At 37.0% G+C, this 12075-nt stretch carries 12 protein-coding genes; 10 read left to right on the forward strand and 2 right to left on the reverse strand.

Annotated elements, in window-relative coordinates; translation table 11 throughout:
* The first annotated feature begins 66 nt into the window (after positions 1-66).
* Together lhgO and LOK41_RS14480 are read left to right on the forward strand one after the other, a co-directional pair.
* Positions 67-1290, forward strand: coding sequence for an L-2-hydroxyglutarate oxidase (gene lhgO / locus LOK41_RS14475; RefSeq protein ID WP_241817150.1), 1224 nt, complete (start codon positions 67-69; stop codon positions 1288-1290).
* A gap of 357 nt (positions 1291-1647) precedes the next feature.
* Positions 1648-3099: an MFS transporter gene (locus LOK41_RS14480; protein WP_347269304.1), complete on the forward strand. Its 1452-nt coding sequence runs from the start codon at positions 1648-1650 to the stop codon at positions 3097-3099.
* Between the two features lie 165 nt (positions 3100-3264).
* On the opposite strand, the gene LOK41_RS14485 is transcribed toward LOK41_RS14480, so the two are convergent.
* Positions 3265-4698 carry an alanine/glycine:cation symporter family protein gene (locus LOK41_RS14485; RefSeq protein ID WP_241817152.1) on the reverse strand — a complete coding sequence of 478 codons (1434 nt, stop codon included), beginning with the start codon at positions 4696-4698 and terminating at the stop codon, positions 3265-3267.
* A 179-nt stretch (positions 4699-4877) separates the two neighbouring features.
* Between LOK41_RS14485 and LOK41_RS14490 the strand changes: the two genes are divergently transcribed.
* The 8 genes from LOK41_RS14490 to LOK41_RS14520 all read left to right on the forward strand — a co-directional run bounded on the left by LOK41_RS14490 (position 4878) and on the right by LOK41_RS14520 (position 10241).
* A complete protein-coding gene (locus LOK41_RS14490; RefSeq protein WP_241817153.1) occupies positions 4878-5060 on the forward strand; it encodes a hypothetical protein in 183 nt (60 codons plus the stop codon).
* 363 nt (positions 5061-5423) lie between these two features.
* Positions 5424-5915, forward strand: coding sequence for a hypothetical protein (locus LOK41_RS14495; RefSeq protein ID WP_174103172.1), 492 nt, complete (start codon positions 5424-5426; stop codon positions 5913-5915).
* A gap of 180 nt (positions 5916-6095) precedes the next feature.
* A complete protein-coding gene (locus tag LOK41_RS28975) occupies positions 6096-6224 on the forward strand; it encodes a hypothetical protein (RefSeq protein ID WP_262386280.1) in 129 nt (42 codons plus the stop codon).
* Between the two features lie 224 nt (positions 6225-6448).
* Positions 6449-7177 (forward strand): plasmid pRiA4b ORF-3 family protein, encoded by a 729-nt coding sequence (locus tag LOK41_RS14505; RefSeq protein WP_241817154.1) that lies wholly within the window; start codon positions 6449-6451, stop codon positions 7175-7177.
* 98 nt (positions 7178-7275) lie between these two features.
* The gene (locus tag LOK41_RS28980; protein WP_262386279.1) at positions 7276-7407 is read left to right on the forward strand and encodes a hypothetical protein; all 132 of its coding nucleotides are present in this window, start codon (positions 7276-7278) and stop codon (positions 7405-7407) included.
* 271 nt (positions 7408-7678) lie between these two features.
* Positions 7679-8686 carry an aliphatic sulfonate ABC transporter substrate-binding protein gene (locus LOK41_RS14510; protein ID WP_241817155.1) on the forward strand — a complete coding sequence of 336 codons (1008 nt, stop codon included), beginning with the start codon at positions 7679-7681 and terminating at the stop codon, positions 8684-8686.
* A 12-nt stretch (positions 8687-8698) separates the two neighbouring features.
* Positions 8699-9469 (forward strand): ABC transporter permease subunit, encoded by a 771-nt coding sequence (locus LOK41_RS14515; RefSeq protein ID WP_241817156.1) that lies wholly within the window; start codon positions 8699-8701, stop codon positions 9467-9469.
* A gap of 10 nt (positions 9470-9479) precedes the next feature.
* On the forward strand, positions 9480-10241 hold the full coding sequence (locus LOK41_RS14520; protein ID WP_241817157.1) for an ATP-binding cassette domain-containing protein: 762 nt from the start codon (positions 9480-9482) through the stop codon (positions 10239-10241).
* 150 nt (positions 10242-10391) lie between these two features.
* Here the strand turns inward: LOK41_RS14520 and LOK41_RS14525 are convergent, their stop codons facing one another.
* Positions 10392-11738 carry an MFS transporter gene (locus LOK41_RS14525; protein WP_241817158.1) on the reverse strand — a complete coding sequence of 449 codons (1347 nt, stop codon included), beginning with the start codon at positions 11736-11738 and terminating at the stop codon, positions 10392-10394.
* Positions 11739-12075 lie beyond the last annotated feature (337 nt).

Genomic DNA, 12075 nt, shown 5'->3' on the forward strand with positions numbered 1-12075 from the left:
TGGCGGGTCTTTTCACAAGGCCTGCCTTTCCTAATATAGGGGATACAGACATAAGGGGGAAGTTACATGTATGATTTTCTAATTATCGGCGGCGGAATTGTCGGTCTTTCAACTGGAAGGGCCTTAACGAAAAAATTTCCACATGCTAAAATCGCAGTCATCGAAAAAGAGGATGAACTTGCACATCACCAAACAGGACATAATAGCGGTGTCATTCATTCCGGTATTTACTATAAACCAGGCAGCTATAAAGCGAGATTCGCAAAAGAAGGAAATGCAGCGATGGTTGAGTTCTGCAAAGAAAATGGCATTGCCTATGACATGTGCGGCAAGGTGATCGTCGCGACAGAACAAGAAGAACTCCCTCTTTTACATAACTTGTATGAAAGAGGCTTACAAAATGGGTTACATATTTCGAAAATCGATCAAGAGGAACTAGCAGAAATCGAGCCCCATGTAAAAGGGTTAGGAGCCATTCGCGTTCCGTCTTGCGGCATTGCCGATTATAAAGGAGTCAGTCATGCATTTGCCCGTTTTATAGAAGAAAGCGGAGGAGAAGTACACTTAGGCACAAAAGCAGAACAAATTTTTGAACACAAAGATTTCGTTACAATCGAAACAAACAAAGGTGTCTTCGAAACAAAATTTCTCATTAATTGCGCTGGATTACATAGTGACCGAATCGCTAAAAAAACAGGAATACTAACAGATATGAAAATCGTACCGTTCCGAGGTGAATATTACGAACTCGTCCCAGAAAAACGTCACCTTGTCAAACACTTAATTTATCCTGTCCCAAACCCAGACTTCCCGTTCCTTGGTGTTCACTTCACAAGAATGATCAACGGGGACGTACATGCTGGGCCAAACGCCGTATTAAGTTTCAAGCGTGAAGGTTACACGAAAAAAGACTTTGATATAAAAGACTTCATGGAAACAATGACATACGCCGGCTTTTGGAAAATGGCAATGCCGAATATGAAAGAAGGCATGAAGGAAATGATTCGTTCTTTCAGTAAAAAATCGTTTCTTAAAAGCTTGCAGCGCTTAATACCAGAGCTCACAGAAAAAGACATCGTTCCGACTCATGCCGGTGTAAGAGCGCAGGCGATTTTATCCAATGGAAATATGGTAGATGATTTTTGCATTATTCCTGGTATAAATTCTATGCATATTTGTAATGCACCGTCTCCAGCGGCAACAGCGAGCTTGAAAATTGGAGAGGAAATTGTGGCACAGGTGCCAGATGTAATTTTGGACCGAATTTCTTTGTCAAAAGCTACTTTTTGAGGTAGCTTTTTAATTTTTTTTGGTGAATTATGAAATTTGTTGAATTACGGATATATCTTGAGAAATAAGCGATATCTTTGAAAAATAACGAATATGGGATAAGAATACTCGATATTTCTATATGAAATAGGGGGGTATCCGGATGGTATTGAAATATTGACAAGGTGTAGTTTTTAAAATGAAAGCGCTTTATATGTTGACTTGTATTCCACATCGTTAGACAGGGAATTGATTTTATGAAACAATAGTAACAGGTAAGGAGAGGGTGCTTTTCCTTAAGTGCTTCGTATTGAATTTATTCTCTAAGAGAAAGTGTGCTTAATGATTTTAAATGAAATAAGGAGCTGTTTTTATTATATGCAACCAAAAAATGATTTAGATTTTAGCCCGCAAGATGTAAATGTAGTGAACCCAAAACAGGCCAGGAAAGCCGTTGTTGCTACTGGTATCGGGAATGCGATGGAGTGGTTTGACTTTGGATTATACGCGTATTTAGCCGTTATTTTAAGTCAATTATTCTTCTCTGGTGTTCACAATAGTGGTTTACAGCTTGTACTCACATTTGGTACATTCGCTGCCGCCTTTCTAGTTAGGCCGGTTGGTGGTATTTTCTTCGGTAGAATTGGTGATAAATATGGCCGAAAGATTGTGCTGAGCACAACGATTATTTTAATGGCACTTTCTACGTTATTTATCGCGCTACTACCCACATACGAACAAATTGGAATTTGGGCACCAATTTTATTATTAGTTGCTCGTATGGTTCAAGGATTTTCCACAGGAGGCGAATATTCAGGAGCGATGGTGTATATCGCTGAATCTTCACCTGATAAGAAGCGTGGTATACTCGGCAGTGGCCTTGAAATTGGGACGCTATCTGGTTACATCGCAGCTTCAGTCATCGTTACTGTTTTGACAGTCGTGTTAACAGATGAACAAATGCTTAGCTGGGGATGGCGTATCCCGTTCTTAATTGCTGCACCAATTGGTTTGGTCGGTTTATATTTACGCCGCCATTTAGATGAATCCCCTATATTCCAAGAGATGGAAAAGGCACAGGAAGATTCTGAAGAAGATGAACAATTTTCGTTCATTGATATTTTGAAATATCATAAAAAAGATTTTCTTTTAAGCACAGTCATTGTAGCCTTCTTTAATATTACAAACTATATGATCCTTTCTTATATTCCTTCTTATCTAACACAAGTATTAAAAGTCAAAGAAACGACTGGTTTAATTATTATTTCAATTACGATGGCACTCATGATTCCACTGGCGCTTTATTTCGGGAAATTAAGCGATAAAGTTGGTAATAAACGTGTAGTACAATTCGGATTACTCGGTTTGACATTATGTTCAATTCCTGCATTTTTACTAATCGGTAATGGACATATTGCAGCAATTTTTATAGGTATCATTATTTTAGGTTTCTTCCTTAGTGTTTATGAAGGAACACTGCCTTCTTTATTACCATCTCTCTTTTTCACAGATGTACGTTATCGTGCACTCTCGATATCATTTAATATCTCCGTATCCATATTTGGTGGAACAACACCACTCGTATGCTCATATTTAGTTCATGCTACTGGAAATGCACTAGCACCCGCATTTTATTTAACTGGTGTCAGCGTCATCGGCTTACTTGTATTTAGCCTACTATTTATAACAACGTCAGGTCGTGCACTAAAAGGTTCGTACCCGACTGTAGAAACAAAAAAAGAAGCACACGAAATAGCGAAGCAAGACCCAGAAGAAGCACTTTGGTGGCACGAAGAATCTTTAAAAATTGAAGCAGTGAAAAACTCATAATGTATGAAAAATGATATGTATTTTTGCAATTTTTAAAATTATTTGATTGAATAAGTAACGCAGCACACTTTTCTCTAATTCAAACGAGAGCAAAAAAATCCCCCTTATTACAAATGGAATTGTAATAAGGGGGATTTTTCATAGTAAGAAATTGAATTTGTTTTCTTATACGGCTTGTTTTTCTTTTTCTGAATTATCTTTTTCCCAACACTCTGTGTTCTGTAAGCCAGGAATAGAATCAGCTTGGAAAACTGGGGTTTTTCCAGCTTTCTTTTGTTTTATATAGTCTGCTAAAGCGGCGTATGCAAACTTACCAAGAAGGGTAATGGCAATTAAATTTGTAAATACCATCAGACCCATAAATAAATCGGCCATATTCCAAACTGTTTGAAGTGTCGCAACGGATCCGAATACAACCATCGCAACTACCGCAACACGATAAATCATTAACCAGCCTTTACTTTCTTTAATGAATGCAATATTTGTTTCACCATAATAGTAGTTTCCTAGTAATGAACTGAACGCAAATAAGAAAATAATAATCGCTAAGAAACTGCTTGCCCATGGGCCAATTTGAGAACTTAATGCATTTTGTGTTAACTCAATTCCTTCTAAATTTGCTTGCTTATATACTCCGGAACATAGGACTATAAATGCTGTTGAAGTACATACTAAAAATGTATCAACGAAAACGCCGAGCGCTTGAACAAGTCCTTGCTTTACAGGGTGCGAGACATCCGATGTAGCGGCAGCGTTTGGTGAACTACCCATACCAGCTTCCGTTGCGAATAAACCGCGCTGAATACCGAACTTCATTGCTGCCCCAATGCCACCCGCAACTGCTTGATCTAAACCAAATGCACCTCTAAAGATTTCTAGAAAAACATCCGGTAATATATAGAAGTTTTTAATCACAACAAAAACAGCTACGGCGATATAAACAATAGCCATTGGCGGAACAATCGTTTCTGTAATACGTGCAATGCTTTTAATACCACCAAAAATAATAATCGCAACGAGTGTAGCCATTACAATTCCTACGATGTAACGTTCCAAACCAAAAGCATTTTCAAATGCTAATGTTACTGTATTTGCTTGTACAGAGTTGAAAATTAATCCGTAAGTAACGGTAATGAGGAGTGAGAACCAAACGCCCATCCAGCGTTTATTTAAGCCCTTTTCCATATAATAAGCAGGACCCCCGCGGAATCCACGTCCGTCTTTGACCTTATAAATTTGTGCAAGTGTACACTCTACAAAGCTTGTAGCGGCTCCAATAATCGCGATGAACCACATCCAAAATACTGCACCAGGTCCGCCCATTGAAATAGCTAGCGCTACACCAGCTAAGTTTCCGATACCAATACGAGCTGCTGCACTCAAACAAAATGCTTGAAACGGGGATATACTATCCTTTTTCTTTGTCTTTTTGTTAAACCCATTACTGATTAATCGTATCATGTCACCAAAATGGCTAATTTGTACAAATTTTAACTTAAAAGAAAAATAAAGTCCGAGACCGATTAACATTACAATAAGAATATATGACCATAAAATGTTATTCGTTATTTCAAGAAATTTACTAAAAGTATCGATCATGTAATGCACTTCCTTTTTTTATTTATAAGAAAAGTATATGCAAAAAATATCGCAGAATCAAATTCAGTAGGAGAACATGCTATTTAATATTGGGTTTTAAGTAACATTATATTAATTATTCTTATTATTTTATTTTTTGTGAATAATTTAAGTGTGAGGGGAAACTCTTTTTTGTTGGAATGAGATGGCGAAATTTGTCGGTTGATCGATATGTTGTGCTGAATCGCCGATATATGGTGAGAAACGGTCGATATATTTGGAAAATCGCTGATATATTTGAAGGAACGGTTGATATCGTTTTATTGATTATGATGATTATACGAATGTACGTTCTTTTCCGGCTGTTTTGTAGTACAATTTAGAAAGAAGATAAAGAAGGAAATCTTGCCGCAAGAAAAAATATACAGTTTATCCCGCATTAACGAGCAGTAATACTTCCACCTCAAAATTCGGCGCAAGCAAAGAAGGTAGGTCGGAGATAAACTGCCCGTAAAAGCCCGATTGGTGAAGGCTGATAATCAGTGGGGGGAAGAAAAAACCCACTGATTAAAGTTTCACTTTATTAAAATTGGATCAGCATGGTCATAAATTGTACGCTTACTCCGCAGAAATAAACTATTACAGCCACCTTAACAAAACTTCCTCATGTAGATTGAATCCCGATCATAAGTAAGAAACAGAAGTCTGATGTTCAAAATTCCGAAAAATGAAAGAGGATGATTGGAATGGAAGAAAAAGAAATAGATTTGCTCCTTTCTCATATGATTATGGATATTATAGACGAGCATGTTGCGTTTAAATGGGAAGCTACGAAAGAACCATTTATTAACCCATACAATGGTAGAGTAAGTTATGATTATTCTGGAGAGGTCAAGAAAATGACAAAAGAGAATCTAAAAGAGATTGAAAAGACATTGGGGGAAAATGATGCTTCCATGCTTTTTGAATCTAAATTGGATGAGCTGTTAGATACAATTCATATTAATAGTTGGACTGCTACTTACACATCAAACCTCGGAAAACATTGGATCAGCTTTAAGGATCTAGTTGAAGAAAAGTATAATGAATGGAAGTATGAGAACTTTGAATTATATGATGAGGACGGTGAAGAGATAAACGAGGAGTTAGCAGAAGAGCTAGATGGTTTGTTTTTTTCTTTTTTTCGTAATACTTCTCATGAAATATATGTAGCTAAGTTATTGAAAAAAATAGAGTGATTAATAGTTTTTCAAAAATAGATTCGAATTTTACAAAGGATACAGATGTAGAGAGGGGACTACTTGTTAAAGTGGTCTTTTTTTGTTTGCCTTAGATAAATCAATTCAATAGAGAAAAATATCTATTTTAAACCTATGCTACAATAAAGAAAGAAAGAATATAAATAAGGAAGTGGAAGTATGGATGTATTACAATTTGTGCAATCATACATAATGAAAAGTGCTGAAAAGATTGATCGTTTATATGTACGTAAAGAGCACAATGTAACGAATGATTATCTTCACTACTTTTTGCTCTCGCATTACTGAAAACAATTGAAGCATCTCCAGGTTATATTATTCTTGATGAGTATGATAGCGCACTTGATGATAATCGAAAAAAGTATTTAAATCATTTTTCAAAATCAATTGCTGTCACGCATGATGCGAGTGTGCCGGTTAGTAAGCTGATACCGATTAAGAGAGTTGGAACTGCTGATTAAAGTTTCACTTTATAAGGATTCCTATAAATTAAAAGAAAAAAGGTGTTCAATATGTTAATAAATAAAATCGTATTAGATCTGATTGGGGAAATTAAAAAAACGGATCTTTGGAACGTCATGCCTCCTCAAGAAAAGGAACGTTTGGCCGAAATTATAAAATTTGTTGGTGGACAAGATGTAGAAGAGGTAAGAGAAAAAAAGCCTGTGAAACCTGCTATCTATCAATTTAAAGTTACATTAAAGGGAATTCGCCCACCAATTTGGAGAAGATTTCTAATTGCTAATCAAATAACATTTGTAGAGTTACATGATGTGATTCAAATTGTAATGGGGTGGCAAAATTCTCATTTATACAGTTTTGATACTGGAGATACACATGTTGAATTTCGAGACGATTCATTTGATTTCTTCCCATCCTCTGTTGAAAAATACGATGCACAAGAAACGCAGGTAGGAGAATTAATAACAGAAGAAAAACAAAAATGTAGTTATACATATGACTTTGGTGATGATTGGGATCACCAGCTCGTACTCGAGAAAATATTACCGATTGATGAGGAGATTACTGTTCCTATATGTCAAAAAGGAAAACGTGCATGCCCACCTGAAGATTGCGGAGGAGTTTATATGTATAACGAAATTCAAACCGCATTAAAAGGTGAAGGTGAACTAGACGAAGGAATGGAAGAATGGCTCGGAGAATTTGATCCAGAGGAATTTGATTTGATGTTTGTGAACAGGGTTTTGGAGATGTATGCTGCTGGGGAAAGTATTATATGATGATGAGGCATAAAAGCTTTGATAAGTTGGTAGATAAACTCACAGACAAGCATCCATGAGAAATTATTGAATATTATTGGAAGAAAGGCTGTTTTCTCTTGCAAAATGGAAATCACAGCCGTTATCCAAAAGCTGTTAAACATTTTAAAAAGGTAAAAAGTATTTATGAAAAGAAGTTACAAGAACAAGATGTGTGGGAAAAACGTTTAGAAGCACTAAAAACGAAGTAAGCATTGATAAATGCATTGCGAGTAATTGAATAAGTGAAGGAGCTATTTCGGTTTGAAATAGCTCTTTTTTAAGTTATATTTCAATTAAATCATACTTGACTAATCGGAATAATATTCTTACAATTATTGTTAATTAAATTTAGGAGTTGACTAGACCACTAGAGACTTTATTTCGCTTTTTGGAATAAGTCTCTTTTTGCATTTAAAGGGGGAGATACATGATATACAACAGTTTCGACACAGTAATTTTAATATGAACGAGGTGGGGAAAATGAAGAAAAAGAAAAGTATTTTTTATATTTATGTCGTAACAATATTGAGTGTATTAACCATTTTAACTGGATGTAGTTTAGGAAATAAAGAAACAGCCGGAAAAGAAAAAGGAGATAAAACAATTAGGATTGGCTATCAAAAAGGGAATACGCTTAACATTTTAAAAGAGAATGGTTATTTAGAAGATAGGTTGAAAAAAGAGGGATATAAGGTAGAATGGAAGCTTTTCACGACAGGTGGATTACTTATGGAAGCTTTAGCTACTGGAAATATTGATTATGGGCCTGGAGCGGATGGGCCTGGTATTGTTGCTCAAGCTACAAATAAACCAATTGTCTATGTAGGTGCTGATAAACCGAATCCTGAGGGTGTGGGATTAATGGTAGCGAAAGATTCTGGCATTACAAAAATAGGAGAATTGAAGGGGAAAAAGATTGCAGTAGTAAAAGGAGGCAATCACCACTATTTAACGGTATTAGCATTAGAAAAAGAGGGGATAAAGTTAGAGGAAGTTCAATTTGTTTACACGAAAGGTGCTTCTGAAGGAAGAGCATTATTTGAAACAAAACAAGTAGATGCGATTGCTTCGTGGGATCCGTTTTTTGTGGGACTTGAAAATGACTTAAAACCAATCACTCTTATAGATGGTGGTAATGAGTATCCAAACCGGACTTTTTATTTTTCTAATCATGATTTTTCAAAGAAACACCCTGAGTTAATTAAGATTATTTTAGAAGAAACAAACAAATCGGATTTATGGGCGAACAAACATAAAAAAGAGGTAGTCCAACTTCTTGCGAAAACGCTTGGTTTGAAAGAAGAAATTTTGAAGAGAGCAATTGAGAGAAGACAATATGGTGTAGATAATATTTCAGAAGATATCATTCAACCACAGCAAAAGCAGGCGGATGTTTTTTGCCGCATCGGATTAATACCTAACAAAATTTCTGTAAAAGATGTGATGCCAATTCAAAATGCTTGGGCGCCAAACTTAAATGATAAATAGGGGGAGAGTATAATGAGAAATAAATTTATTTATAACGTATTACCTTGGATTCTCCCTGTTATTTTGCTTATTCTTTGGCAGCTGATCTCTACATTTGAAGTTGTATCGACAAATTTATTTCCATCGCCACTCACGGTAGTGCAGTCTGCTTGGGCATTAATAACGAGTGGACAATTATTGTACCATTTGGAAGCGAGCTTAGGCCGGGCGTTAATCGGGACAATTATTGGCGGGACGATCGGATTTTTGCTTGGTGTGTCAAATGGGGTATCTAAGGTTTCGCACCGTATTTCAGATACGACAATTCAAATGATTCGAAATGTGCCGCATCTTGCTCTAGTACCGTTAGTAATTATATGGATGGGAGTAGATGAAGGCGCGAAAATCTTTTTAGTTGCACTTGGTGTTATGTTTCCAGTTTATATTAATACGTATCATGGCATTCGTACAGTTGACCCAGGGTTTATTGAGATGGGGAAAATGTATGGATTAAATAGATGGCAGCAGTTTACAAAAATATTATTACCAGGAGCGTTACCATCTATTTTTTTAGGAGTGCGCTATGCGCTTGGTGTGATGTGGTTAACTCTTATCGTTGCAGAAACATTAGCTACGCAAAGAGGAATCGGTTATTTAGCTACAAATGCAAGGGAATTCATGCAGGCGGATATTATCATTATTAGTATTGTACTATATGCCCTATTTGGAAAAACGGCAGATTTATTAGCGTACTGGGGGGAAAGAAAAGCGCTTAGATGGCATCCGAATTACAGGAAACAATAGGAGGGAGTATATGTCAAAGGCAGCGACTGAACTTGAAGTTTCGGAAGGAATAGAAAGTGGTGTTCAAATTAGTTTAAAACATGTAGAGAAAAGATTTGAACAAACAGAGGTATTAAAAGGAATCAATTTAAACATTCATTCAGGAGAATTTGTTGCAGTAGTCGGGAAAAGTGGAAGTGGAAAAAGTACACTACTACGACTAATTGCAGGAGTAGAAACGCAAACTTCGGGAGAATTATTATTTAATAATGTTTCAGTAAAAGATTCAAAAGTAAAAGTGACAATGATGTATCAAGATTCTAGGTTGTTACCTTGGGAGAAAGTTATAAATAACGTTGCGTTAGGAATAAAAGATGATTGGGAACGAAAGGCAGAGGAAGCATTAGAAGCTGTTGGCCTACTTTCTTTAAAAAAAGAATGGCCTGCCACGTTATCAGGTGGTCAAAAACAACGTGTTGCATTAGCGAGAGCACTTGTTCATGAACCAACTCTATTACTATTAGATGAACCGCTTAGTGCTTTAGATGCACTGACGAGACTTGAAATGCAAAATTTAATTGAAACAATATGGCTAAAGAATAAATTTACAACCATTTTGGTGACACATGATGTGAGAGAAGCAGTACGATTAGCAGATCGAATTATATTAATTGAAGATGGTTATATCTCTATGAATATTGTAAATCATGCACCATGTCCTAGAAAACTATCAGATACTTTGCTTGGTACATTAGAAAATAAAGTGCTTGAGAAAATTGTTGGGGAAGCTTAGAAAGAAAAAATGGTTCGGATTTTTGATTGATATAGCAAAAGAGCCCTCATTCTAATTGCCCCTGATTGTCACACATAATTAACAATCAGGGGCAGTTTATTTATCAAGGGGCTTTTTAGAGTGAATCTTTGTTTTAGACATTTATGCTATTTAAGAGTGCCTAGAACCAGACTTGCGAGCAGCTAATGTATTTTCATCATCCAGTTCAGCCTCGATGTGAGAGGTTTTCGAAGACTCGCCCATACGCCAATAGGTGATGAAGCTTATTGCAATACAACCAGCTACATAGAAGTAGAAAAGCGATTCGTGTCCAATGCTCTTCAGCCATAACGCGATGAACTCCGCCGTTCCGCCGAATACCGCGACAGTAATTGCGTAAGGGAATCCCACGCCAAGGGCACGGATTTCAGTTGGGAAGAGTTCGGCTTTCACGATTGCATTGATGGAAGTATAACCAGTAACAATAATAAGACCGACCATCATAAGCAAGAAAGCGACAATAGGATATGTCGTTTGCTCCATAATTAGGAACAATGGCACCGTCAGTAAAGTCCCGAGGATGCCGAAACCAATTAGTAGCGGGCGTCGTCCAACTCGATCGGATAACATACCAGCGAGTGGTTGAAGTACGACGAATACCAATAGGGCGATAAAGTTAATCCAGCTGACAACTTCCTTAGGAAGGCCTACAGTATTCACCATGAATTTCTGTAAATACGTCGTGTAAGTATAGAAGGCAACAGTTCCACCGAGCGTTAGCCCGACTACTGTCAATACTGCCTTAGGGTGTTTCATCAGAGCCCGAATGGTTCCAGCGCTCGCGCGACTTTCAGAATCCATTTTTGAGAACTGCTCTGACTCATCCATCGTACGGCGCAGCCACAATACAGCTACTGCTCCCATTGCTCCGATAATGAAGGGAATACGCCAGCCCCAAGATGTCATATCCGGCTCGCTTAGTATTTGCTGGAGAACGATCTGAACACCAAGTGCGACCAGCTGTCCTGCAACAAGTGTTACGTATTGAAAGCTCGAGTAGAAACCACGGCGACCGCTACTAGCCATTTCGGATAGATATGTAGCGGAGGTTCCGTACTCTCCACCTAATGATAATCCTTGAAGTAGACGTGCAAGAACGAGAATAATAGGGGCCATTATACCAATCGTGCTATAACCTGGCGTACAGGCAATAATGAGAGAACCACCAGCCATAATAGTGATAGAAAGTGTCAATGCAGCACGCCGACCATAACGATCAGCATAACGCCCCATCAATAAGCTTCCTAGTGGGCGCATCAAGAAGCCGACGGCAAAGATAGCTGCGGTGTTAAGCAGTTGACTAGTCGGATCTCCCTTAGGGAAGAACTCTGCTGAGAAATACACGGCGAAAGCAGAATAGACATACCAGTCGTACCATTCAATCAGGTTTCCAATTGAACCTTTAAAGATATTTCCTGTGATGCGCCTTGTATTTGCGCGCTCAATAGATTGAGACATGATTAAAACCTCCCGTTGAACAAATTTCTTTTTCTACATTTGAAAAACATCATCATGAAATAAAAATGAAAGCGGATTCAATATAAAAAGAATTATAATATTCTGTCAAATTAATCGCAATATAATGAAAATTTTGTTCTTTTTGTACTTTGTGTACACGAACGTTTCTATTTTCGAAAAGATGAGGAATCTTTGCTTTTCTAGGTATCTAGTTTGTGTTAGATACCGTTATTCACGTTCCTTTGATTAAAAATAAATCCAATTATATCCAAATAAGATTCGTGTTATAAAAAGGTTGATTAATGGTGGATTTTATCATAATAATTAAACAGGAGAT

The sequence above is a fragment of the Bacillus sp. TL12 genome, assembly GCF_022625245.1.
Taxonomy (GTDB): domain Bacteria; phylum Bacillota; class Bacilli; order Bacillales; family Bacillaceae_G; genus Bacillus_A.

Coding starts and splice junctions, on each gene's coding strand:
- LOK41_RS14480 (WP_347269304.1), top strand. CDS start 1,648: ATGCAACCAAAAAATGATTTAGATTTTAGCCCGCAAGATGTAAATGTA.
- LOK41_RS14525 (WP_241817158.1), bottom strand. CDS start 11,738: ATGTCTCAATCTATTGAGCGCGCAAATACAAGGCGCATCACAGGAAAT.
- LOK41_RS14505 (WP_241817154.1), top strand. CDS start 6,449: ATGTTAATAAATAAAATCGTATTAGATCTGATTGGGGAAATTAAAAAA.
- LOK41_RS14495 (WP_174103172.1), top strand. CDS start 5,424: ATGGAAGAAAAAGAAATAGATTTGCTCCTTTCTCATATGATTATGGAT.
- LOK41_RS14510 (WP_241817155.1), top strand. CDS start 7,679: ATGAAGAAAAAGAAAAGTATTTTTTATATTTATGTCGTAACAATATTG.
- LOK41_RS14485 (WP_241817152.1), bottom strand. CDS start 4,698: ATGATCGATACTTTTAGTAAATTTCTTGAAATAACGAATAACATTTTA.
- LOK41_RS14515 (WP_241817156.1), top strand. CDS start 8,699: ATGAGAAATAAATTTATTTATAACGTATTACCTTGGATTCTCCCTGTT.
- LOK41_RS14490 (WP_241817153.1), top strand. CDS start 4,878: ATGAGATGGCGAAATTTGTCGGTTGATCGATATGTTGTGCTGAATCGC.
- lhgO (WP_241817150.1), top strand. CDS start 67: ATGTATGATTTTCTAATTATCGGCGGCGGAATTGTCGGTCTTTCAACT.
- LOK41_RS28975 (WP_262386280.1), top strand. CDS start 6,096: ATGGATGTATTACAATTTGTGCAATCATACATAATGAAAAGTGCTGAA.
- LOK41_RS14520 (WP_241817157.1), top strand. CDS start 9,480: ATGTCAAAGGCAGCGACTGAACTTGAAGTTTCGGAAGGAATAGAAAGT.